Below are 22485 nucleotides of genomic sequence, written 5' to 3'. Positions count from 1 at the left end.
TCTAGACAACGAGACGCAAGCCGTCAGGCTTACCTGGGAGGAAAAGATGTTGAATTCCGCTGCCGGTTCCCGGCTTGCAAACCTGTGGGATGACCAGAAGGCTTCCGGCATGAGCGAAGCGGAGCTGCTGCTCTATCGCTCCAACCTCCTGGGCTCCGACAAGCGCATCACCAACTATGGTGGCGGCAACACCTCCGCCAAGGCGATGGAGAAGGATCCCCTCACCGGCGAACAGGTCGAGGTACTGTGGGTCAAGGGCTCCGGAGGCGATGTCGGCACCATCAAGATGGATGGTTTTGCAACACTCTACATGGACAAGCTGCGGGCACTTAAAGGGCTTTATCGCGGCGTCGAGTTTGAAGACGAGATGGTCGCCTGCCTGCCCCATTGCACCTTCAACCTGAACCCGCGCGCCGCCTCCATCGATACGCCGCTTCATGCCTATGTGCCGAAAAGCCATGTCGACCATATGCATCCGGACGCAATCATCGCCATTGCAGCGGCAAGCGACAGCAAGGCAATCACGCAGGAAATCTTTGGCGCCGACATCGGCTGGCTTCCCTGGAAGCGACCGGGCTATGAACTGGGTCTGTGGCTGGAAAAATTCTGCCTGGAAAATCCGGAGGCCCGAGGTGTCGTCCTGGAAAGCCACGGCCTTTTCACCTGGGCTGACGACGCCAGGACCTGCTACGAAACCACACTGGAAATCATCAACAAGGCGATTGCCTGGTTTGAGGAAAAGACGGCAGGAAAAGATGCTTTCGGCGGCTCGAAACACCGCGCCCTGGCTCCGTCGGACCGGCGTGCCGTTGCTGCCCGCCTGATGCCTGCAATCCGGGGGATGGTCTCCGGCAAGCAGCATATGGTCGGTCATTTCGACGACAGCGACGCTGTGCTGGAATTCGTCTGCGCCAATGACATGGAAGCCCTTGCCGCCCTCGGCACAAGCTGCCCGGATCATTTCCTGCGCACCAAGATCCGCCCGCTCGTGGTTGATTTCGATCCCGCGACCGCGGACATCGAGGCAACGCTTGCCGGGCTCGGTCAGGCTGCAGAAGCTTACCGTGACGACTATGCGGCCTATTATGACCGTTGCAAGCACGACCACAGCCCCGCCCTTCGCGACCCGAACGCCGTTGTCTACCTGGTGCCGGGCGTTGGCATGATCACCTTCGCCAAGGACAAGGCGACGGCACGCATTTCAGGCGAGTTCTACACCAACGCCATCAACGTCATGCGCGGCGCTTCCAGCGTTTCCACCTACCGCGGCCTGCCGGAACAGGAAGCCTTCGACATCGAATACTGGCTTCTTGAAGAAGCCAAGCTGCAGCGCATGCCCAAACCCAAAAGCCTTGCAGGCAAGATCGCGCTGGTCACCGGCGGTGCCGGCGGCATCGGCTCGGCCACCGCTGAACGCTTTCTGCGCGAAGGCGCCTGCGTGGTGCTGGCCGACATCGACGCGGACGCACTCGGGGCCGCCGCCGACAATCTCACCGCCCGCTATTCCAGGGACGTCGTGCGCACGGTGACGATGGATGTCACCAGCGAAGACGCCGTGGCAGACAGCTTTGCCAGAGCTGCACTTGAATTCGGCGGAGTCGACATTCTCGTATCCAACGCCGGCATCGCGTCTTCCGCCCCGATCGAGGACACCACGCTCGACCTGTGGAACCGGAACATGTCGATCCTGTCGACCGGTTATTTCCTGGTGTCCCGTGAGGCCTTCAAGGTGATGAAGACGCAAGGGGTCGGCGGCTCCATCGTTTTCATCGGATCGAAGAACGGCCTCGCCGCGTCTCCCGGTGCCAGTGCCTATTGCACAGCCAAGGCTTCCGAACTGCACCTTGCCCGCTGCCTTGCCCTGGAAGGTGCTCCGGAGGGGATCCGTGTCAATGTGGTCAATCCGGACGCTGTCTTGCGCGGGTCCAAGATCTGGTCCGGTGACTGGCTGAAGGAACGCGCCGAAGCCTACGGCAAGGACACGTCGGAGCTGGAGGAACACTACCGCCAGCGCTCGCTGCTGAAACTGTCCGTGCTGCCGGAAGACATCGCCGAGGCAACCTACTTTTTCGCCTCCGAGTTTTCCGCCAAGTCGACCGGGAACATCATCAACGTCGACGCCGGCAACGTTCAGGCTTTCACGCGGTAAACGTCACATCCACAAAGCAGACCTCATCCTGAGGAAGCGCGAAGCGCTGTCTCGAAGGATGGGCGGCATACTCCAGACAAGCGGCCCATCCTTCGAGACGGGCCTCGCGGCCCTCCTCAGGATGAGGTTCTTCGGGCAGGAAAGGATCTTCTCATGATGATCGACACATCGCTGGTCGCCGGGGAAAACGAGACCCGCACAGCCGACCTGAAGCGTGACTATGAAACCCTGGGTGAAAGGCTCGACCGGCGCGGCGTCTCCATCGATGCCATCAAGGCGAAGGTCGCCGCCTATGGCGTCGCGGTGCCGTCATGGGGTGTCGGCACCGGCGGCACGCGCTTTGCGCGGTTTCCCGGCAAGGGCGAACCACGCCATATCTTCGACAAGCTGGAAGATTGCAGCGTCATCCAGCAGCTTACCCGCGCAACACCAAACGTTTCGCTGCACATTCCCTGGGACAAGGCCGACCCGGCAGAGCTGAAGGCCAAGGCAAGTTCGCTCGGGCTTGGCTTTGACGCCATGAACTCCAACACCTTTCAGGATCAGGACGGTCAGCCTCTTTCCTACAAGTTCGGCTCGCTCAGCCATACGGATGCCGGCACGCGCAGGCAGGCTGTCGAGCACAATCTGGAATGCATCGAGATCGGCAAGGCCATCGGCTCCAGGGCCCTGACCATCTGGATCGGCGACGGATCGAACTTTCCCGGCCAGGCCAACTTCACACGTCAGTTCGAGCGGTATCTGGATGCGGCAAAAGCCATTTATGCGGAACTGCCGGACGACTGGCGGCTGTTCACCGAGCACAAGATGTATGAGCCGGCTTTCTATTCCACCGTGGTGCAGGACTGGGGAACCAACTACATGATCGCGCAGGAACTGGGCGAGAAGGCCTACTGCCTTGTCGATCTCGGCCACCATGCCCCCAACGCCAATATCGAGATGATCGTTGCCCGGCTGATCCAGTTCGGCAAGCTCGGTGGTTTCCACTTCAACGACAGCAAGTATGGCGATGACGATCTGGATACGGGCTCCGTCGATCCCTACCGGTTGTTCCTGGTGTTCAACGAACTGGTGGACGCCGAAACGCGGAAGGCGCCCGGCTTCGACCCGGCGCATATGCTCGACCAGTCTCACAACGTGACCGACCCCATCGAAAGCCTGATGGTCTCCGCAATGGAGGTGCAGCGCGCCTATGCCCAGGCACTGCTGGTCGACAGGTCTGCCCTGGAAGGTTTTCAGGACACGAATGACGCCTTGATGGCGACGACCACGCTGAAAACCGCTTTCCGCACCGATGTCGAGCCGATCCTGGCCATGGCAAGACTGGAAAACGGCGGCGCCATCGACCCTGTTGCGGCCTACCGGAGTGCCGGATACCGGCAGAAGGTCGCGGAGATCCGCCCGGAAGTTTCCGGGGCTGGCGGCGGGATCGTCTGACCCAGGAGTATTGACCAGAAAAGACCAGCCGGGAGGGGGCCCCCTTCCCGGTCAGACAGAGGCGCGAATGAGCGAGACCAGGGCTTCGACTTCCGGGTCGAATTCATCCTTGTTCGGGATCAAAAGTCCGTATCGGCTCATGTGCTCTTCCAGCCTGACCGGCAGAATCCGGATCAGGCCGTTTTCCTGATAGTAGTCGGCAACCGATTGCGGCAGAACGGCCAGCATGTCGCTTTTTCCGACCGCCAGCGTCGTCATCAGCATCGAAGACGTTTCAAGGCCGTAATGCGGTGCGGGCAGATCCGCATGAGCAAAAGCAAGCTCGATCGACATGCGCATCGGGCTGGGCCTTGGCTGAAGGATCCAGCTGAAATCGCCAAGGTCCACCAGACTGAGCTGCTTGCTTGGCACCAGAGGATGCGACGGCGCCGCCACGACAGCGAGCCTCTCCTGCCAGAGCGGTTCAAATCGAATGCCGGTCATGTCGAGATGTTCCACCGGCCGCCCCAACACGATATCCAGCGCACCTTCGTTGAGCGCGGAAATGAGATTGTCGGAAGTCGACACCATCAGGCTGATCTGCGGGCCGACATTGGTTTCCATCAGGTTCATCAGAAGCTCGGATACCTGCCCCGGCAAGGCTTCCATGATCGCGCCAAGCCGCACCTTGCCATATTCGCCGCGCTGCATCGCCGACAATTGCGCCTTCAGCCGCCCGGTCTCGGAAATGATCTGGCGGGCATGCCGGGCAACCACCACGCCATAGGCCGTTGGTTTCATTCCCCTGGAAAGACGCTCGAACAGCGTGACCCCGAGCGTGTCCTCCACTTCCTTCAAAAGTTTTGTCGCCCCGGGCTGGGAAAGGTTCAGCTCGCGCGCGGATTCGTGCAGATTGGTCGTGACTTCCAGGCTCGCCACAAGGGCAAGCTGTTTGAACCGCAGGCGAGACAGGATCGCCATGTCGAAGGTTCCATGCATATCGATCGATCCGCTCAGTCGTTGGCGTACCCGCTTGGCGGTCTCAATCGATACCGGATTTTTTCCTTTCCAGACAGTCAAATACCCGGCCTCATGTCTTTAGGTGGATCAAACGACGGCTGATCGCCCCGGAGTTTTCCTCACTGCCCCCAGCGCAAAACCAGGGGATCGAGCCGGCGCAGAAGCGTCAGTAGTCTCTCGCGCACCGGCTGCGGCAGCGGGTCGATCGGATGCCGGCAGAAATCGGATTTGATGACACCGCCTTCGACCATCGCCGCCTTGCAGGAGCGCCAGCCGCACAAGCGGTTCTCGTGATTGATGACGGGCAGAACCCGCGCATAGGCATCTGCTGCCTCGTCGGTTTGGCCCGCGTGATAGAGATCGATGACGGGCTTGATCTGGTCGACGATCATCCCCGAGGTCATCGAACCGCGCGCGCCTGCGTCCAGATCCGCCAGCAACGTGATGCCTTCTTCGCCATCAAATGGGCCTTCGATGGCAGGGCCGCCTTCAGCAATGAGAGACCGCAACTTGTTGGCAGCCTGCGGGCATTCGATCTTGAAGAGCTTCACCATCTCGATCTCGCGGGCCATCTTCACCAGAAGCGGCACCGGCAAGTCGACGCCGGACAGGGGCGCATCCTGGATCATGATCGGAATGCCGACCTCGCCAACGGCAGCGAATTGATCAAACGTCTGCTGGGCGTTCCCTTTCAAAAGAGCACCGTGATAGGGCGGCATCATCATGACAATGGCAGCGCCAAGCGACTTGGCAAGCTGCGCCCGCTCTACCGCGATCCGTGTCGCGAAATGACTGATCGTGACGATGACAGGAACGCGGCCGTCGATATGCTCGATGCAAAGCCGTGTCAGCAACTCGCGCTCTGCATCCGACAACAGGAACTGCTCGGAGAAATTCGCCAGGATGCAGATGCCATCCGCGCCCTGGTCGATAAGGCAATCCAGCACGCGGCGCATGCCCGGTTCATCAAGCGAACCGTCTTCGTGAAAGGGTGTCGGGGCGACAGGCCAGATACCGGAATAAGGGGTCATGGGGCTACGTGCTTTTGTCTTTGAGGATAATGGATGAGCTTCCTGCCTCGGTTTGCGGGCCGGAGCAGGAAACCCGAAAGGTCACTCGGCAATGTCGAAATGCTGGAGATGCTTGTCCGAGATCGTGATGCCGAGGCCGGGCAGATCGTCGTCAAGCTGCAGATAGCCGTCCACGGCTTCCGGGTCGCCTTCGAAGATGTAATAGAAGAGCTCGTTGCCGACCTCGACATCGAACACCGGAAAATACTCGCTGATCGGGCAATTCGTGTTGGCCATGGTCAGATGGTAGTTGTGCATCTGGCCCGCATGGGGAATGACCGGGATCTGGGCAGCTTCGGCAATGGCGTTGATCTTCTGCGCCGCCGTGATGCCGCCAACCCGGTTGGTATCATACTGCAGGATGCTGACGGCCTTGCGGTTGATGAGCTCCGCACAGCCGATCACCGAAAACTCGTGCTCGCCGCCGGAAATCGGCACGATGTTCATAGCATTGAGTTCGGCATACCCGGCAACGTCATCCGCGATCACGGGCTCCTCTAGCCAGCGTGGCTCGTAAGGAGCAAGTTTCGGCAACATGCGCTTGGCATAGTCGAGGTTCCAGCCCATGTAGCATTCCAGCATGAGGTCATTGTCGTAGCCGATGACCTCGCGAACCGCCTCGACCCGCTTCACGTTTTCCCGCATGCCCGGCATGCCGTCCTTGGGGCCGAAGCCAAAGCGGGACTTGAAGGCCTTGTAGCCGCCCTTCATTGCCTCCTCGGCTTCCTTCTGCATCGCCTCGATCGACCCGGCGTAGAGCTTGGAATAATAAACCGGGATCTTTTCCTTGGTGCGGCCGCCCAGAAGCTTGAAAACCGGCTTGCCGACCAGCTTGCCCATCAGATCCCAGATCGCGATATCGATGGCCGAGATAGCCGTCATGCCGATCCCCTTGCGCCCCCAGGCGTGGCTACGCCGGTACATCTTTTCCCAGATGTAGGCATAGTCGAACGGGTCTTCGCCGATCACCAGTGGTGCGTACCAGTCGTCGATGGCCTTCTTGACGACCGAGGGAGCCAAGGCGGCGTTGCCGATGCCGATGGTGCCGTCTTCCGTCTCGACTTCACATGTCAGCCACTGGTGAAAGCGGAAGGACGACATGGCATCGCCCTTCATCCACAAGGCATCGGAAGCGTTGGTGCAGAAGTTGCCCTGCGGCGGGACCGTCGGACCTTTCCAGGTCCAGACGCGCGTGCGTACGGATTTGATTTTCATATGACTGATCCACTCAATTGGAAATTCGGGAAGACCGGCGCCGCGTTCCCATGGCGCAGGCAATGTTCCAGGCGTTGCGCATCGGGCCGACATTGGCCGTTCCCTTGCCGCGAATGTCGAAGGCGGTTCCGTGTGCCGGTGTGGTGATCGGGATCGGCAGACCGCCCTGCACCGTCACCCCCTGCCAGAAGCCCAGCAGCTTGATCGCGATCTGCCCCTGGTCGTGATAGAGCGTCACGATGGCGTCGAATTCCTTGGCGACAGCTTTCAGGAAAATGGTGTCGGAGGGATAAGGCCCTTCCACAGGCAGGCCCAGCGCCTTGGCACGTTCGACTGCGGGCGAAATGATCTCGATTTCTTCCGTACCGAAATTGCCGTTGTCGCCATTGTGCGGATTGAGGCCGCAGACACCGATCCGCGGGCTCTCGAACCCGGCATCCTTCAAGGCCGAATGGATCAGCCGTGCAGCCTCGATGATCTTGTCTTCGGTGATGAGGTCGGCAACATCGCGCAGGGCGATGTGGCTCGTCACCCGGCTGGTCCATAGACCGTCCATCACGTTGAGTTCCGAGACACTGCCATTGTGGCCCAGCCGGTCGGCAAACCAGTGCAGCTCATCCGACTGGCTCATGCCGGCCGAATGAAGTGATGCCTTGTTGAGCGGGGCGAAGACCAGCGCATCCGCCTTGCCTGCCCGAACCATGTCGACCCCCATGCCAAGCGTTTCCAGGCAATGTGCGCCACCTTCCGCGCTCACCTCGGCACGTTTCCAGCCGCCTTCCGGAGCCTTGCCAACCTGCAGGAATACCGGAACCCCGGACCCTTGCTCGGGCAACGCAGCCGATGAGACGACCTGATAGTCGAAACGGACACCGGCGATCTCCATGCCGGTTTTCAGCTCTGCCTCGTCTCCAAGGATCAGGATATCCGCCGCCTGGCGGGCTTCCTCCTCGGCGAGAAGCCGGGCGACCAGTTCAGAGCCGATACCCGCCGGGTCGCCAAGGGTCAGAACCAAACGCGGTTTGGGCTTCGTCATTGAATAAACTCCGTCAAAGCAAGGGAAACCTGGGGAACGTAGGTCACCAGAAGCAGGATCAGGGCGAGCACGCCGATGAACGGCAGGTTGGCACGGGACGTTTCCCAGATGCCCGCCTTGGCAATCGAGCAGGACGTGATCAGCACAGAGGCGACCGGCGGCGTCTGCTGACCGATAGCAAGGTTGAGTGTCACCATGATGCCGAAATGGATCGGGTCGATGCCAACCGCATTCACCAGCGGCATGACCACCGGCACGACCAGGATGATTGCTGCCGCCCCGTGCAGGAACATGCCAAGCACCAGCAAGAGCAGGTTGAGCAAGGCCAGCACGATGAAGGGATTGGTGGTCAGTTCGGTGATCTGCGCGGCCAGTTGCTGCGGCACTTGGGCCTGCGTCAGGAACAGCCCGAGCGCGGCGGATGTTGCCACCAGAAGCATGACCACGCCCGTCTGGCTGATACCTTCCAGCATGGTCTTGCGCAGGCGCCGGACATCAAGATCCCGGTAGATGAACAGGCCGATCACCAGGGCGGCCAGCACCGCCAGCCCGGCGCCTTCCGTTGCCGTCACGATACCGGAGAATATGCCGCCCAGGATGATCACCGGCATGGTGAGCGCCCAGAATGCTTCCCGGAAGGTTTTGGCAACGTGGCGAAGGTCGAAGCCTTCGGCACGCGGCAGGTTGTAGCGAACCGCCAGAATATAGGTGACGATCATCAGCAGCCCGCCGCCGAGAACGCCCGGAACGATACCGGCCACGAACAGCTTCAGCACCGAAGTTTCGGCAATTGCACCATAAAGGATCATGGGAATGGACGGCGGAATGATGATGGCAAGGGACGCCGAAGACGAGGTGATTGCCGCCGCAAGCGTCCGGGAATAGCCGCGTTTCTTCATTTCCGGGATCAGCACCGTACCGGTGGCAGCCACATCGGCCACGGCTGACCCGGAAATTTCGGCAAAGACCATCGAAACACCGATGTTGACCATGCCCAGCCCGCCCCGGACAAAGCCGATGAGAGCAGTGACAAAGTTGATCAGCCTGACGGAAATGCCTGACGTGTTCATCAGGTTGCCGGCAAGGATGAACAGCGGAATGGCGATCAGCGGAAAGGAGGTCGAGCCCGAATAGAGCGCGATGGCCATGTCGTAGAGCCGGTCCGTACCCGAAGTCAGGACGAACCCGCCGAGAGCGACAATCCCGATTGCCACGGCAATCGGCACATTGATCAGGATCAGTCCGATCAGGACGATTGTTGTCAGAAGAAGGATCATCGCGTGCCCTCCCGCGCGTGCATGGCCTGGGCCTCTTCTTCAGCCTCGGCAATTGCGTGTTCGATTTCCGCGTGTTCCCGATCAACCCCGGCGGCAGCGTCGCGCAACGTGCGTGGCAACGTCAGCAGCGTTCCGATGATCATGAGACCTGAGGTGATGGGGATGACCGATTGTACGATGTCGAGCGTCATCCACGGAAGGCTGAGGAGTGAATCCCACTTGGCAACCGCCAGAACCGCATAGCCGTACCAGGCAACAATTGCGAAGAAGGCGATGACGAGCAGCTCCGAAAAGGCCGTCAGAGCCACCGCCAGCCCTCTCGGCATGGCAGTCACCAGGCCGGAAAATGACATGTGATGCCGCATGAAGACAGCGTAGGTCGCGCCGAAGTAGGTCAACCACGCCAGCATCACGCTGGCCAGTTCGTCGTACCAGGACGGCGAAGCCCCCAGATAGCGCATTGTCGTCGAGTAGATGACCGCTCCCGTCAAGGCGAGCAGAAGTGCGATGCAGACAGCCTCGATTGCGCGCAACAAAAGGCGCTCGAACAAAGCAATCATGGCTCCTCCCAGAGAAATTGCCGGCCGGTTGACCCGGCCGGCTGTTTTGTCAGTGTCTTGTTTGATCAGTCGGCAAGGCTCTGCGCCAGCCCCACCAGCTTGTCGCCACCCTCAACCTTTGCAGCAAAGGCTTCGTAGATCGGCGCAGACGCTGCGATGAAAGCGGACTTGTCGGCCTCGTTCACCTCGACCCCGGCGGCACGCACCTTGTCGACCAGCTCCCTGTCCGCGGTCTCGCCTTCATTGAGCGACCAGTCCTGCACCGAAGCTGCAACTTCGGATACGGCCGTCTTGACGTTTTCCGGCAGCTTGCCCCAGGTTCCGGCACCCGTCGTCAGGTAGGTCGGCGAATAGACGTGACCTGTCAGGCTGAGATACTTCTGAACTTCCTGGAAATTGGCGCCGACAATGTTGGTGAGCGGATTTTCCTGCCCGTCCATGGTGCCGGTCTGCAAGGCCACGAACACTTCCGAAAATGCCATCGGAGTCGGGTTGGAGCCCCATTCCTTGAACATCGCGACGCGCCACTCGGAAGACGGTGTACGGATCTTCAGCCCGTCCAGGTCAGCCGGAGTGTTGATCGGGCGGGAGTTGTTCGTGATCTGGCGGAACCCGTTTTCCCAGGTCGAAATCACGTGAAGACCGGCGGCTTCCGCCTTGGGCGCCAGTTCCGTCTTGACCAGATTGGCGTCGATGGCCTTCAGATGCTCGCGGTCCTTGACGAGGAACGGCATGTCGAACAGGGCGAATTCCGGCGCCACGTTGGTCATGATGGACGAAATCAGGGTGAACTGCACGGTGCCGAGACGCAGCTTCTGCATCAGCTCCTTCTCGTCGCCCAGCTGTGCGTCGGCATAGAATTCGACCTTGTCGGCATCGCCGAGACGCGCCTGCAGCTCCTCGGCAAACTTCTGCGCGCTGCGGCCCTGCAAGCTGTTGGAAGCTGCGCCAACGGCAACGATGTAGGTCTCGGCCTGCGCGGGCAGCGCACCGAAAGCAAAGACGGACGCGAGCAGGCCTGCACAAAGGCCCTTGTGTATCTTGTTCATTGATGTCTCCTCCACTTGACGGGACCGACGACCGGCGACGGACGTCAACTCCCACCTAAGGGAACCTAGTGAAAGTCCGTTGCCAAGAATAATGGGAAGACAGGATCGACCGATAACCAAATGGAATTGATCACACCTGTTGCGAAAACCATGAGAGCAAGTACCAGCACCTGCTGCAAGCCCGATAGCGGCGGTTTCCACCCCTTGTCCCAAGCCTAAATGCAGCGTTCTGTAGCCTGATCAACCGAACTTTGGCACAGTCTGGCACTGCCAGAAATCAACCGGAAGGCCTTGGCGTGAAAGCCCAGTATGTGGAACTGATCGACGCTGTCGCGACCCTTGGAAGCCTGGCCGCGGCCGCGAAGGTCCTTGGGAAATCTCAGCCCGCAATCACCAAGGCGTTGAAGAAGATCGAGGGCGATCTCGGCGTTGTTCTGTTTCACCGGGTGCCGAGCGGCATCGTGCCGACACTGGAAGGCCAGACCGTCATCGACCGCTGCCGCCGCATCCAAAGCGACCTGCAGAAGCTTTCGGAAGATGTCGCCCAGTCACGCGGGCAATATGTCGGCATGATTTCGGTCGTGGTGTCGCCGCTCGCCGCACTGAAGATCATTCCTCCTGTGCTGCGCCGGTTTCAGAACCGGTTTCCGGGCATCGAGCTGAACATCACCGGAGGCCACGCCCCGAAGGCCTTTCACGCGCTGAGGTCGGGCGAAGCGGATTTCGTCATCGGCCCGGCTCCTGACGGACAGCCCAAGGCAGGGCTTCATGTCGAACCGCTGCTGACGACATCGGTGACCTTCCTTGCGGGCCAGCAGTCCTACCTGAAGGACCTGTCAAAACCGCAGGACCTGTTGAACGCACGATGGGCCGTTATCGGCCCGAGCAGCCGCCGCCCTCTTTTTCAGGACTTCTTCCGCCTGCACGGTCTGCAAGGGCCCGCCCCTGTCATCCGCTCCGATTCGATCCTCAGTATTCTGTCCGTTCTGGAACAGTCCGACATCGTCTGTTCGTTTCCATCGCTCATTGTGGACGAGGTCAGGGAACGGTGGTCCGTGACGGCGCTACCTGTCGACCTGAGCATGCTGACGGTGGATATTGCCCTTACCTGGACCAAGGAAAGGCTGCTGACGCCTGCGGCCCTCGCCTTTGCAGACATCGTTCGCGAAGAAGGCCGCAATTGCGCTCCCCAGACATGATTGGATATAACCTGAAGTTATATCCATGAGTTCGAGTTAATTGAGGGATATACCTCCGGAGTGCTAGTCTTCCCCCCAAGAAGGCCGCAGAAGCGGCACCTTGGGAGGACATCTGAGTGAATATCCTGTTCGTCATGTACGACCAGCTGCGCTTCGACTATCTGAGCTGCGCGGGACACCCTTATCTGCACACACCGAATTTTGACCGGGTTGCCGCCAGGGGCGTGCGCTTTACCAATGCCTATGTGCAATCCCCTATATGTGGCGCCAGCCGGATGAGCTTCTACACCGGGCGCTATGCGTCCTCCCACGGGGCACAGTGGAATGGCTACCCGCTCCGGGTCGGCGAACACACGCTCGGCGATCACCTGCGCAAGGCCGGCATGGACTGCTGGCTTATCGGCAAGACGCACATGAAGGTGGATGCGGAAGGCATGACCCGGCTGGGGCTGTCCCCGGACAGCATCATCGGCGCCCGGCAGGCCGAGTGCGGATTTGATGTCTGGGTTCGGGACGACGGGCTCTGGGGCGAAGGGCCGGACGGCTTTTATGACGAAAAACGTTCGCCTTACAACGAATACCTCAAGTCCCGCGGCTATGCGGGAGAGAACCCCTGGGCGGATTTCGCCAACGCCGGCGTCGAAAACGGCGAGAAGGCGTCCGGCTGGATGTTCGACAATGCGGACAAGCCCGCCAATATCCGCGAGGAAGACAGCGAAACACCCTGGCTGACGACCCGCACGATCGAATTCATTGAACAGGCGACTGCACCCTGGTGCGCGCATGTCAGCTACATCAAGCCCCATTGGCCATACATCGTGCCGGCGCCCTACCACGACATGTACGGGCAGAACCACGTTCCCGCCGCTATCCGCGCCGATGTCGAGCGCGACAACGCCCACCCTGTCTACGCGGCTTTCATGGCCAACAAGATTGCGGCCGCCTTTCAGCAGGACGACGTGCGCCGGAAGGTCATCCCCGCCTACATGGGCCTGATCAAGCAATGCGACGACCAGCTCGGCAGGCTCCTGGACTACCTGGAAGAGACCGGCCGGATGGAGGACACGATGATTGTGCTCACCTCCGACCACGGCGATTATCTCGGGGACCACTGGCTCGGCGAAAAGGACCTGTTCCACGAGCCTTCGGTCAAGATCCCGATGATCGTCTACGATCCGCGATCCGAAGCCGATGCCACAAGAGGCACCACCTGCGATGCGCTGGTAGAAGCCATCGACCTTGCCCCGACATTTCTGGAAGCTGCCGGCGGGGTCGAAGCCGGTCACATTCTGGAAGGCCGCAGTCTGAGCCCCTGGCTGCGCGGGGAGACGCCCGACTGGCGAGAGGCGGTCATCAGCGAATACGACTATTCCGTCACCCCCATGTGCGCCTCCCTTGGCGTCACCACCAGGGATGCCCGTCTCTTCATGGTGTTCGACGGCCGCTACAAGCTGATCCATGCCGAAGGCGGTTTCCGGCCGATGCTGTTCGACCTTGAGAACGACCCGGAAGAATTCCACGACCTGGCCAAGGCCGACGGCCATGAGGCCGAGATCGCCCGCATGTACGACCTACTGGCCCGCTGGGGCCGGCGTATGTCGCAGCGTGTGACGCGGTCGGATGCCGATATCGCCGACATGCGCGGCAAGTCCGCCCGGCGCGGTATTCTTCCGTTCCTGAAGGATGGATCGGAAGTGCCGGAGGAACTGACCGAGGCCTATCGCGGCCCTGCCCTGCAGGATCATGTTTCGCCCGAAAAGGGAGGACGTTGAGGTGAGCACGGCAACAGGCGACACCCCGGCCATTGCCCGTAGCGACAAGTGGATTGCCGACTGTCTCGCCGTGCTTTTCGTGCTCGTGATCGTTACCTATGCGGCCTCCGGCCCGATCACGGATTTTGTCCGCTGGTTCATCGAGACCACAACACAAGGCTTCGATGAACTGTCGCGCCGCGATCAGCGCGCCCTGCTTCGCGACCACTGGCTTGGGGCTGGTTACCGCTCGTTCGAACGATCCTTCCTGCTGCCGACCGGGCTGATCATCGGCCTGCCAATCGTCTTTTCCTTTGCCATCTGTCTGCTGACACTGCACCGGGGCCGCGCCTGGCGCTGGCTCAACTGGGCGCTGACGCTGCTTGCGCTCGCCGCCTTTGTGTCCTGGATGCTGAAGATCTTCGCGACTGACGGCGGTGCGCTGCCAAGCGCCAGCCCCATCGACTTCGTGATGTTCCCGATCGCCACCGCCATTACGCTCTATCTGACCTGGCGCATGTTCGGCGGCTTCATCGTCGCCTTCTGCCTCTTCTGGGTGGTCTATTTCTTCATTCGCGGCTACCTGCCGGACTGGACCGGTATTCTGGCCGGATCCGACTCCACATTCGGGCAGAGCCTTCGCGCCATGGTGTTGAACTTCTGGGCCCAGACCGGTGGCCAGTTCGGTCAGCCCCTGCAGGTCGTCTCCGGCAGCGTGCTGATCTTCATCGTTTTCGGTGCGGTGATGATGGCTTCGGGCGCGGGCGACCTGCTGTTGAAGATCGCCAACCGGCTCACCGGCGGGCTCGTCGGTGGTGCCGCTCACGCGGCGGTCGCCTCCTCCGCCCTATTCGGCACGCTTTCCGGCGCCGCGATTTCCAACGTGGTCTCCACCGGCGTGATGACCATTCCCGTCATCAAGAAGTCCGGCTTCAAGCCGGCCTTTGCCGGGGCTGTGGAAGCTGCCGCGTCCACAGGCGGTCAGATCATGCCGCCGGTGATGGGGGTTGTCGCCTTCTTCGTCGCCGGACAGATCGGGCTGGAATACCGCTACATCGTTGTGGCCGCCATCCTGCCCGCGATCATGTTCTACTTCGCCACCTTCCTGACGGTCTATTTCGAGGCCCGGCGTCTTGGCATCGGGGCCCTGCCGAAAGAGCAACGGCCGCCACTGACAGGCAAGGAATGGGTGCAGTGCCTCGTGTTTGTCGTGCCACTGGGTGTGCTTACCTATTTCCTGTTCAGCCAGCCGTCCGTACCCAAGGCGGGGTTCTACGGCTTTATTGCCGCCATCGTCTCCGCGCTGGTCCTGTTCAGCGAATTCCGGTCCCGCACACGCCTCTGGCAGGCGTTCGTCAACGCGGGTCGCATGGCGGCTACGATCGTCGTCATCGTTACGGCCATCGGACTGATCGTCGGCCTGATCCAGGTGTCCGGTTTTGCCGGTCGCCTTGCGCTGTTGCTGACACAGCTCGCCAGCGGGCCGCTGCCGCTCGTACTGGTGGTCGTTGCCCTCGGCGCCATCGTGCTCGGCATGGGTCTGCCGCCTGGCGCAACCTATTTCATTATCGTGATCGCGCTCTCTTCCGGCATTGATGCGGTTGGTATCCCCGAACTGACGCTGCACCTGTTCGTGGTCTTCTTTGCGGTCATGTCCACGGTTACCCCGCCCGTTGCGCTCGCCGCCTTTGCCGCCGCCCCGATTGCCGGGGCAGACCCGATCCGCACGGGTTTCGAAGCCGCCCGGATCGGCATTGCCGGCTTCCTGATCCCCTTTGTCTTCGTCTATCACCCGGCGGTTCTCTACAAGCTGCAGGTGCTGTTCGCCTGGTTCGGCACCGGCGCGCCGGACAGCAAGGCGATGGTCGATCTCGCGACAGTCTCCTGGGGAGCGTTCTTCTGGATCATCGCCGCTTTCGCGCTTGCCATGTGGTCGATCGCTTCCGCTTTGGCCGGGTTTGACCGGGGGCGCCTGCCGTACTGGGAGCGTATTTTGCGCATTTGCCTCGGCCTGCTGGTTCTGGTGCCGCACGTGGCCATTGCCGGTGCAGCCGCGGTTCTGATCCTGGCGGACTTCGCCTTTCACGCAATGCGGCACCGGAGCCCAGCCGCCGCGCCCAATCCATCACAATGAAAAGAGCAATTTTCCACGGGAGGACGGAATGAAACGATTTGCCTTTACAGCCCTTGCGGGCCTGATACTGGCCGGCTCTGCGTCGGCTCAAGACACCACGCTCAAGATGCAGACCATCGAGCCAAGCCTCGGTCAGGCAATCACCATGGCGACCTTCGCCAACATCGTGACGGACAAGCTCGATGATGTTTCCATCGAAGTCGCCGGAGGCGGCGCGGCAACGCTGCACCAGATGGAAACCGCTCGCGGCAATCTCGACATGTACATGATCTCGCCCACCATCCACATCCTGATGAGCAACGGTGCGGCCATGTACAAGAACGAGCCGGAAGCCCCGGAACTTGCCAAGAATGTGCAGGTGCTGATGTGGTTCCCCTACGGCCAGTATCACTTCGCCGTTCGTGGAGACAGCGACATCACCGTTCTGGATGACATCGAAGGTGCAACGGTCTTCCTCGGACCGCAAGGTGGCGGTGCGTACAACGCAGCCAAGGGCTGGATCGAGGCCACCACCGGACTTGTTGCCGGCGAGGACTACGACGCCATCAAGGCAAACTGGGCAACCGGCTTCCAGTCCTTCCTGGACGGCAAGGTGGAAATGTATGTCAACGGCTGCATCGACCCGTGCCAGCAGTTCATCCAGTTCACCGAAACCGAGACAGTCCGCTTCATCGGGCCGGAAGACGATCAGGGTGAAGAGGTCGACAAGTTCCTCGGCAAGTTCCGCCAGCGGGCTGAAATTCCGGCAGGTCTCTACGAGAACCAGGTGAATGACGGTCCGGTCATGTCCAACGACACGGCAGTCGGGATCGGTGTGCGTGCGGACCTTGACGAAGAACTCGTCTACCGGATCACCAAGGCCTTCTGGGAAAACCTTGGCAGCATCACAACCGATGCCCCCTGGGCCAAGGCCTTGTCGCCAGAATATGCCGCACAGACACTCGGCACGGCCACGTTCCACCCGGGCGCTGCCCGTTACTACAAGGAAATCGGGGTTCAATAACCGGCGTTAGCCCTGACCGACGAAATGCGGCCGGGCAAATCCACCAAGACCGGGGGTCTCCAGCCGTGAGCGCAGACCCCCGGTAAAGTTGCATCTATCGTTTTTCCGCCAAAACGTTGTACCCTTGTCAAAGCCGGCTGGGGGCAGCGGAAGATACCTGAGACTTTTTACGCGGAAGGTATTGATATGACTGTAACTCTGGATATTCAGCAACCACAGCCGTTTGATCTGGTGGGATCAAGAATACTGATCGCGGGCAATGCGACCGCATTCGAAGGAACCTTGAGCATTCGGGTTTCCGAAGGACACGACGAATATGCCTCCTTTACCCAGGTAGGCTCACTCGGCCTCAAGCAGTTTCAGGGATTTATCGATATCCCGGACACCAACCAGTTTCAACTCAATCGCCTGTTCCTGACCCTGGCCGACGACACCGGCAACGAAAATGGCCCGTCCGTCGTCATCCCTGTCCTGTTCGGCCCCAGGATCCTGGCGGGATACGGTGGCTGGCAGCCCTACACGGTGAAGTCGGGTGATACGCTGACAAAGATCGCGCAAGACCAGTATGGCACCGGTGACTATCAGCCGATCTTCGATGCCAACCAGCACATCCTGAGCAGTCCAAACGTTATTTTCCCGGGTCAGGTTCTTCGAATACCGCGAAACGACATCTGACGCCCGGCATCCGCCTCAAACAAAGGCCGGCAAAAAGAAAAGGCCCGCCAGAGGCGGGCCTTTCCGTCAAACCGTATTCGGCGCTGATTAGCGCGAATAGAACTCGACCACCAGGTTCGGTTCCATCTGTACCGGGTACGGTACGTCAGAGAAGCCTGGAACGCGGGAGTAGGTCGCGGTCATCTTGTTGTGGTCGACGTCGATATAATCCGGAACATCACGCTCTGCGGACTGGGTTGCTTCCAGAACCAGGGCGAGCTGCTTGGACTTTTCACGAACTTCGATCACGTCACCCGGACGGATCTGGTAGCTCGAGATGTTGACGCGCTTGCCGTTCACCTTCACGTGGCCGTGGTTGATGAACTGACGTGCTGCGAAAACGGTCGGGACGAACTTCGCACGGTAGACGATGGCGTCCAGACGGCGCTCCAGCAGGCCGATCAGGTTTTCGGAAGTGTCACCTTTCATACGGGACGCTTCAGCATAAACCTTGCGGAACTGCTTTTCGGAAATGTTGCCGTAGTAGCCTTTCAGCTTCTGCTTTGCGCGGAGCTGAACACCGAAGTCGGACAGCTTGCCCTTGCGGCGCTGGCCGTGCTGACCCGGGCCGTATTCACGCTTGTTGGCCGGGCTCTTCGGACGACCCCAGATGTTTTCGCCCATCCGGCGGTCAATTTTGTACTTAACGCTATGGCGCTTCGACATCGCGGTTTCCTTTGAATTCGCGTTGTTATTTAAAAGGAAACGCGCCCTCCTTTATCGTCACAACCCGTCTTGCGACGGAAAGGTCAGATCGACAGGGACCCGGCTAGACGGCGCCGGCCGGATGCCCACGGGTGCGTAGATCCGGAAGACATTGCCTGCCGGACCGCGCGGAGATACAGGCAGAGCCTTGAAATGTCAATCCGTGCACCCGGTCCGCTTCGGAAAAGACCCGCCGAACCCGGCCAATTCTGCTTATTTTGTCGGACAAGCAGGCATATTTAACGGTTCAGATGGAATTCATTGCCATAATTTATGACGTAGCGTCCACAAAATGGGGAAAACAATGCATACATTTAGAGATTTTTAATTGCAGCTTTTCACTATGCAATCGCCGTTGCAACCATAGCGAATAATATCAGTGCAACGGACTGTTCCGAGACCCCATCAAACAACGGAAGCTTATCGGCCGGACCTCGGCAATAGGATCTAGAATGTCAGCGAATCGTCAACCAGTTCTTCAGACAGTTCCGGAAGCGCCCGGCTTGCTCTGTCGTACGCCGAAGGACACGCTGGCGAAACTGGATTATGCCCTTCAGCCGGTCGTCGATATCGGCACCGGTGTTGTTTACGGCTACGAGGCCCAGATCCGGAACTGCGATCTTGTCGGTGCGCAATCTCCTGACGAACTGATCGATTTTGCCCACGCCGAAGGATATCTGCCCCAGTTGGAGGCCCATCTTCTCGCAAAGGCGATGAACCGCTTCGGCAGGTTGAAGATCGCCCAGGGCACCAAACTCTATTTCAAGCTGGATGGACGCGACCTCGGCCAGGACAACGATCCGCGCATGCGGCTGGCAGGCCTTGTGGCGGAAGCCGGCTTGCAGGTGAACCAGATCTGCCTGGAATTTTCCGAGCGGCACCAGCAGACCTTCACCGACGTTACCCACCACGCCGTCAACGATCTGCGCCAGTTGGGCTTCCTGATCGCGCTTGACGACTTCGGCCGAGGCTCTTCCGAGCTGCGTCTGCTGCACGACATGTCGCCCGACTACGTCAAGATCGACCGTTTCTTCCTGAACGGCATCGATTGCGACGCCAGGCGCAAGCTGTTTGTCACCACGGTGGCCAACCTGGCGCACGTGCTGGGCGCAAGGGTAATTGCCGAAGGAGTTGAAACGGAGAGCGAGTTCAAGGCCTGCCGGGAAGCCGGCTGCGACCTGATCCAGGGCTACTTCGTCGCCAAGCCGTTCCAGGAAGCTTCTTCCGCCAAGCTCTTTTATGACCATGTGCGCGCGCCGGGTGTCGGCCGCAAGCGCCGGGAGGAGCTGGACCGGATCCGCAACGAGCTGATCAAGGTACCGACCATCCAGTCGAACGCTTCCATGAACGACCTGCTCGACATGGTGGTCCATAACCAGGAGGCCAGTGTGGTTCCGGTTGTGGATGCCAACAACGAGCCGCGCGGCCTGATCCACGAACGCGACCTGAAAGCCTATCTTTATGCGGGCGCACCGGACGACGACGATGCCAAGGCGGCCCTCGATTTCCCGCTGCGCTCTTTTGTGCGCGCCTGCCCGATCGCCGACATTGATTCCAATGCGGACATGCTGCTGGTGACCTTTGCCTCCTCGATCAATTCGGATGGCATCATCATCACCGAGAACTTCCGCTATGCCGGTTTCCTGTCTGCCACGTCTCTCCTGAAGATCATTCACGAAAAGCGTCTTCAGGAAGCGCAGGACCAGAACCCGCTGACCCGCCTGCCCGGCAATGGCGCCATTTCCAGGTTCATCGCCGAAAGCGGGCGCAAGGGCACGTACGACCGGCACATGTGTTATTTCGACTTCGATAACTTCAAGCCGTTCAACGACACCTATGGCTATCGCCAGGGTGACCGGGCGATCATTCTGTTCAGCGAACTGCTGCAGCGCCATATTTCAGGGTCAGGCACGTTTTACGGCCATATCGGCGGGGACGATTTCTTCGCCGGTTTCCAGAATGTCGACCAGACCGATGTTGCTGCGCGCATGCTGGCGCTGAAACGTGCATTCCGCCTGGATGTGGAAAGCTTCTATGAACCCGAGCACCGGGAACGCGGCTTCATCGAAGCCCAGGACCGCTTCGGCACGACGCGGCAGTTCCCGCTGCTGCAGTGTTCCATATCGATCCTCAGCCTGCCCAAGGGCCTGACGCTGCATCCCGATACGCTCAACCACGAAATCATGGAACTGAAGCGCGCAGCCAAACGCTCCGACGACGGCCTGGCCGTCAAATGCCTGGCTGCGTGAGGCCAAGCCACACTTCTACCCTTCCCAGGGAACACGTTGCACGTTCTCACCTGACCGGCGGGACACGGCTCTGAGCGCACCTCTCATAGGAGGGCACGTTCGGGATGATGCCTTGCGCTGCTGTGTGACTCGGTTCGCGGAAAGATCCGGGCGACCGGTGGCCAAGGAAAAAGGCCCGTTCGACTACGCTGCCAATCAGTCCAGCACCAGGCCAAACCCGGCCAATAGCCGTGACACCCCCGCATCCTTCGTACCGGAGGTGAAGACAGCTCGGTCTGGCAGATGGCGCGAAGGCTCACTTGCGGCCCCCTCCCCCAGAACACGGACCAACTGGCGGGCAATGGCTTCCGCCGGATCCAGCCAGTCGACCGGCCAGGGAGCAATCCTGCGAAAACGGTTGGCAAGAAACGGATAGTGGGTGCAGGCCAGCACGACGATATCGGTCCGCTTGCCGTCCTGCTCCAGGAAACAGTCAGAGATTTCCGGCAGAAGATCTGCGTCGGAAACAGTGTCGCCACGCAGATGTTTTTCGGCCAGTTCCGCCAGCTTATCCGATCCGACAAGCCGGACATGGCACTGGCTGGCAAAACTCTCGATCAGGCTTCGTGTATAGGTTCTGCGCACCGTGCCCGGCGTTGCCAGAACCGAGATCAGCCCGGAGGAGGTGCGCTCCGCCGCCGGCTTGATTGCTGGAACAGTGCCGACAAAAGGCACATCCGGGTGCGCCTCGCGCAGCGCGTCTCCAGCCAACGTGAAGGCTGTATTGCAGGCAATCACCACCGCCTTGGGGCCGTGTTCGGCAATCAGATCGTCAAAAAGGGATACGATCCGTTCTTTCAATTCCGCTTCCGGCCAGCGGCCGATGGGAAAGGCCGCATCGTCGGCGACATAAAGGAGCGGCTCATAAGGCAGCAGATATCGCGCTTCGCGCAACACCGTGAGCCCGCCAAGACCTGAATCGAAAAAGAGTACCGGCCCCGAACCCTGCAAGATCTGCCTCTATTCTTCGCTGCCTGAACCTGATCTGTCCTTGCGCGGTCGCGTTTCCCGTTTTTCCAGCGAGGCCACGACACCGCGCAGCGCGCGCACTTCCTGGTCGGTCAACTCCGCCTTCTGGAAGATGTTGCGCAGCGTGCGCACCATATGCGGCCGCCGCTCCGGCGGACGGAAGAAGGTAGCCTTGTCGAGTGCCCCTTCCAGGTGCTCGAAGAAACGCAGCACTTCGTCCTTCTTCGCCGGTGGATGCACTTCTTCCGACAGGATAAAGGGCAATGCGCCGGACGTCGCGGTCTTGCGCCATTCATAGGCACACACCAGCACTGCCTGCGCAATGTTCAGCGAGGCAAAATCCGGATCTACAGGCAGCGTAACGATCTCGTCGGCGAGAGCCACTTCCTCGTTGTTGAGACCCCAGCGCTCTCGGCCGAACAGATAACCGGTCGCGGCACCCTGTTCTCCAAGTTCGACGGATTTTTTGGCAGCTTCATCCGGCCCCCGCACAGGCTTGGGCACTTCGCGCGAGCGGGCCGTGGTGGCGAAGACAAATTGCAGATCGGCAATAGCCGCCTCGACACTGTCGAAAACCTGCACCTTGTCGATGACGTGATCCGCCCGGCTTGCCGCGGCTCTTGCCTTCTCACTCGGCCAACCGTCGCGCGGATTGACGATCCGCAGATCCACCAGACCGAAATTCGCCATCGCCCTTGCCGCCGTGCCGATGTTCTCGCCAAGCTGCGGCTCGCAAAGGATCACCGCCGGCGGCTTGGCCGTCACGGCGCGGGCTTCGTCTCTGATGTGTGCATTCTTGCTCATGAAGCGGGGATTTAGCGGAAGCAACGTCGGATGAAAAGACCGAAAGGCCTGCACCACAGCTGCGGTCGGCCTCATTCCTCCGATAAATACGATGATTTTTGAGGTCCGTCTGTGTTCCGTGCATCT

General features: G+C 60.2%; 18 protein-coding genes. 8 read left to right on the top strand and 10 right to left on the bottom strand.

Annotated features, from left to right (window positions below; genetic code table 11):
• The first annotated feature begins 46 nt into the window (after positions 1 to 46).
• Positions 47 to 2149, top strand: a complete 2103-nt coding sequence (locus tag B0E33_RS22910) for a bifunctional rhamnulose-1-phosphate aldolase/short-chain dehydrogenase (protein ID WP_077293561.1) — start codon at positions 47 to 49, stop codon at positions 2147 to 2149.
• Between the two features lie 153 nt (positions 2150 to 2302).
• Positions 2303 to 3586 carry an L-rhamnose catabolism isomerase gene (gene rhaI / locus B0E33_RS22905; RefSeq protein WP_077292527.1) on the top strand — a complete coding sequence of 428 codons (1284 nt, stop codon included), beginning with the start codon at positions 2303 to 2305 and terminating at the stop codon, positions 3584 to 3586.
• A gap of 51 nt (positions 3587 to 3637) precedes the next feature.
• Here the strand turns inward: rhaI and B0E33_RS22900 are convergent, their stop codons facing one another.
• From B0E33_RS22900 to B0E33_RS22870, 7 genes are all read right to left on the bottom strand, one after another.
• Positions 3638 to 4645: a LysR family transcriptional regulator gene (locus tag B0E33_RS22900; protein ID WP_023000849.1), complete on the bottom strand. Its 1008-nt coding sequence runs from the start codon at positions 4643 to 4645 to the stop codon at positions 3638 to 3640.
• 59 nt (positions 4646 to 4704) lie between these two features.
• Positions 4705 to 5616 (bottom strand): dihydrodipicolinate synthase family protein, encoded by a 912-nt coding sequence (locus tag B0E33_RS22895; protein ID WP_077292526.1) that lies wholly within the window; start codon positions 5614 to 5616, stop codon positions 4705 to 4707.
• An 81-nt stretch (positions 5617 to 5697) separates the two neighbouring features.
• Positions 5698 to 6870 carry an L-rhamnonate dehydratase gene (locus B0E33_RS22890; RefSeq protein WP_077292525.1) on the bottom strand — a complete coding sequence of 391 codons (1173 nt, stop codon included), beginning with the start codon at positions 6868 to 6870 and terminating at the stop codon, positions 5698 to 5700.
• A 13-nt stretch (positions 6871 to 6883) separates the two neighbouring features.
• Positions 6884 to 7906, bottom strand: a complete 1023-nt coding sequence (locus tag B0E33_RS22885; RefSeq protein WP_077292524.1) for a 4-hydroxythreonine-4-phosphate dehydrogenase PdxA — start codon at positions 7904 to 7906, stop codon at positions 6884 to 6886.
• The gene (locus tag B0E33_RS22880; protein ID WP_077292523.1) at positions 7903 to 9183 is read right to left on the bottom strand and encodes a TRAP transporter large permease; all 1281 of its coding nucleotides are present in this window, start codon (positions 9181 to 9183) and stop codon (positions 7903 to 7905) included. The genes B0E33_RS22885 and B0E33_RS22880 overlap by 4 nt, the downstream gene beginning before the upstream one ends.
• Positions 9180 to 9743, bottom strand: a complete 564-nt coding sequence (locus B0E33_RS22875) for a TRAP transporter small permease (protein WP_023000844.1) — start codon at positions 9741 to 9743, stop codon at positions 9180 to 9182. The genes B0E33_RS22880 and B0E33_RS22875 overlap by 4 nt, the downstream gene beginning before the upstream one ends.
• 65 nt (positions 9744 to 9808) lie before the next feature.
• Positions 9809 to 10792 carry a TRAP transporter substrate-binding protein gene (locus B0E33_RS22870; RefSeq protein WP_023000843.1) on the bottom strand — a complete coding sequence of 328 codons (984 nt, stop codon included), beginning with the start codon at positions 10790 to 10792 and terminating at the stop codon, positions 9809 to 9811.
• A gap of 296 nt (positions 10793 to 11088) precedes the next feature.
• Between B0E33_RS22870 and B0E33_RS22865 the strand changes: the two genes are divergently transcribed.
• The 5 genes from B0E33_RS22865 to B0E33_RS22845 all read left to right on the top strand — a co-directional run bounded on the left by B0E33_RS22865 (position 11089) and on the right by B0E33_RS22845 (position 17554).
• Entirely contained in the window at positions 11089 to 11991 is a 903-nt protein-coding gene (locus tag B0E33_RS22865) for a LysR family transcriptional regulator (protein WP_156912468.1), read from the top strand.
• 116 nt (positions 11992 to 12107) lie between these two features.
• Positions 12108 to 13763, top strand: a complete 1656-nt coding sequence (locus tag B0E33_RS22860; protein WP_077292521.1) for a sulfatase-like hydrolase/transferase — start codon at positions 12108 to 12110, stop codon at positions 13761 to 13763.
• 1 nt (position 13764) lies between these two features.
• The gene (locus tag B0E33_RS22855) at positions 13765 to 15876 is read left to right on the top strand and encodes a TRAP transporter permease (RefSeq protein ID WP_167579588.1); all 2112 of its coding nucleotides are present in this window, start codon (positions 13765 to 13767) and stop codon (positions 15874 to 15876) included.
• Positions 15877 to 15904: 28 nt separating this feature from the next.
• A complete protein-coding gene (locus B0E33_RS22850; RefSeq protein WP_023000839.1) occupies positions 15905 to 16879 on the top strand; it encodes a TAXI family TRAP transporter solute-binding subunit in 975 nt (324 codons plus the stop codon).
• A 186-nt stretch (positions 16880 to 17065) separates the two neighbouring features.
• On the top strand, positions 17066 to 17554 hold the full coding sequence (locus B0E33_RS22845; protein ID WP_077292519.1) for a LysM peptidoglycan-binding domain-containing protein: 489 nt from the start codon (positions 17066 to 17068) through the stop codon (positions 17552 to 17554).
• 87 nt (positions 17555 to 17641) lie between these two features.
• Here the strand turns inward: B0E33_RS22845 and rpsD are convergent, their stop codons facing one another.
• Entirely contained in the window at positions 17642 to 18259 is a 618-nt protein-coding gene (rpsD, locus tag B0E33_RS22840) for a 30S ribosomal protein S4 (RefSeq protein WP_023000837.1), read from the bottom strand.
• Positions 18260 to 18750: 491 nt separating this feature from the next.
• Between rpsD and B0E33_RS22835 the strand changes: the two genes are divergently transcribed.
• Positions 18751 to 20547 carry an EAL domain-containing protein gene (locus B0E33_RS22835; protein WP_023000836.1) on the top strand — a complete coding sequence of 599 codons (1797 nt, stop codon included), beginning with the start codon at positions 18751 to 18753 and terminating at the stop codon, positions 20545 to 20547.
• Between the two features lie 195 nt (positions 20548 to 20742).
• Here B0E33_RS22835 and murI read toward each other — a convergent pair whose 3' ends face one another.
• Positions 20743 to 21537 (bottom strand): glutamate racemase, encoded by a 795-nt coding sequence (gene murI / locus B0E33_RS22830; protein ID WP_062488354.1) that lies wholly within the window; start codon positions 21535 to 21537, stop codon positions 20743 to 20745.
• A gap of 9 nt (positions 21538 to 21546) precedes the next feature.
• On the bottom strand, positions 21547 to 22359 hold the full coding sequence (locus B0E33_RS22825) for an RNA methyltransferase (protein WP_023000834.1): 813 nt from the start codon (positions 22357 to 22359) through the stop codon (positions 21547 to 21549).
• Positions 22360 to 22485: the final 126 nt, after the last annotated feature.

Origin of the sequence: Roseibium algicola, assembly GCF_001999245.1 — a bacterium.
Classification (GTDB): Bacteria; Pseudomonadota; Alphaproteobacteria; order Rhizobiales; family Stappiaceae; genus Roseibium; species Roseibium algicola.
The sequence above is the reverse complement of the archived record's forward strand: the minus strand, read 5'-3'. Positions and strand labels throughout refer to the sequence as shown.

Excerpts from the sequence above, each read along its gene's own strand:
- B0E33_RS22910 (WP_077293561.1), top strand. The coding sequence starts at position 47 with ATGTTGAATTCCGCTGCCGGTTCCCGGCTTGCAAACCTGTGGGATGAC.
- rhaI (WP_077292527.1), top strand. The coding sequence starts at position 2,303 with ATGATGATCGACACATCGCTGGTCGCCGGGGAAAACGAGACCCGCACA.
- B0E33_RS22895 (WP_077292526.1), bottom strand. The coding sequence starts at position 5,616 with ATGACCCCTTATTCCGGTATCTGGCCTGTCGCCCCGACACCCTTTCAC.
- B0E33_RS22890 (WP_077292525.1), bottom strand. The coding sequence starts at position 6,870 with ATGAAAATCAAATCCGTACGCACGCGCGTCTGGACCTGGAAAGGTCCG.
- B0E33_RS22885 (WP_077292524.1), bottom strand. The coding sequence starts at position 7,906 with ATGACGAAGCCCAAACCGCGTTTGGTTCTGACCCTTGGCGACCCGGCG.
- B0E33_RS22880 (WP_077292523.1), bottom strand. The coding sequence starts at position 9,183 with ATGATCCTTCTTCTGACAACAATCGTCCTGATCGGACTGATCCTGATC.
- B0E33_RS22875 (WP_023000844.1), bottom strand. The coding sequence starts at position 9,743 with ATGATTGCTTTGTTCGAGCGCCTTTTGTTGCGCGCAATCGAGGCTGTC.
- B0E33_RS22870 (WP_023000843.1), bottom strand. The coding sequence starts at position 10,792 with ATGAACAAGATACACAAGGGCCTTTGTGCAGGCCTGCTCGCGTCCGTC.
- B0E33_RS22850 (WP_023000839.1), top strand. The coding sequence starts at position 15,905 with ATGAAACGATTTGCCTTTACAGCCCTTGCGGGCCTGATACTGGCCGGC.
- B0E33_RS22845 (WP_077292519.1), top strand. The coding sequence starts at position 17,066 with ATGACTGTAACTCTGGATATTCAGCAACCACAGCCGTTTGATCTGGTG.
- rpsD (WP_023000837.1), bottom strand. The coding sequence starts at position 18,259 with ATGTCGAAGCGCCATAGCGTTAAGTACAAAATTGACCGCCGGATGGGC.
- B0E33_RS22835 (WP_023000836.1), top strand. The coding sequence starts at position 18,751 with ATGTCAGCGAATCGTCAACCAGTTCTTCAGACAGTTCCGGAAGCGCCC.
- B0E33_RS22825 (WP_023000834.1), bottom strand. The coding sequence starts at position 22,359 with ATGAGCAAGAATGCACACATCAGAGACGAAGCCCGCGCCGTGACGGCC.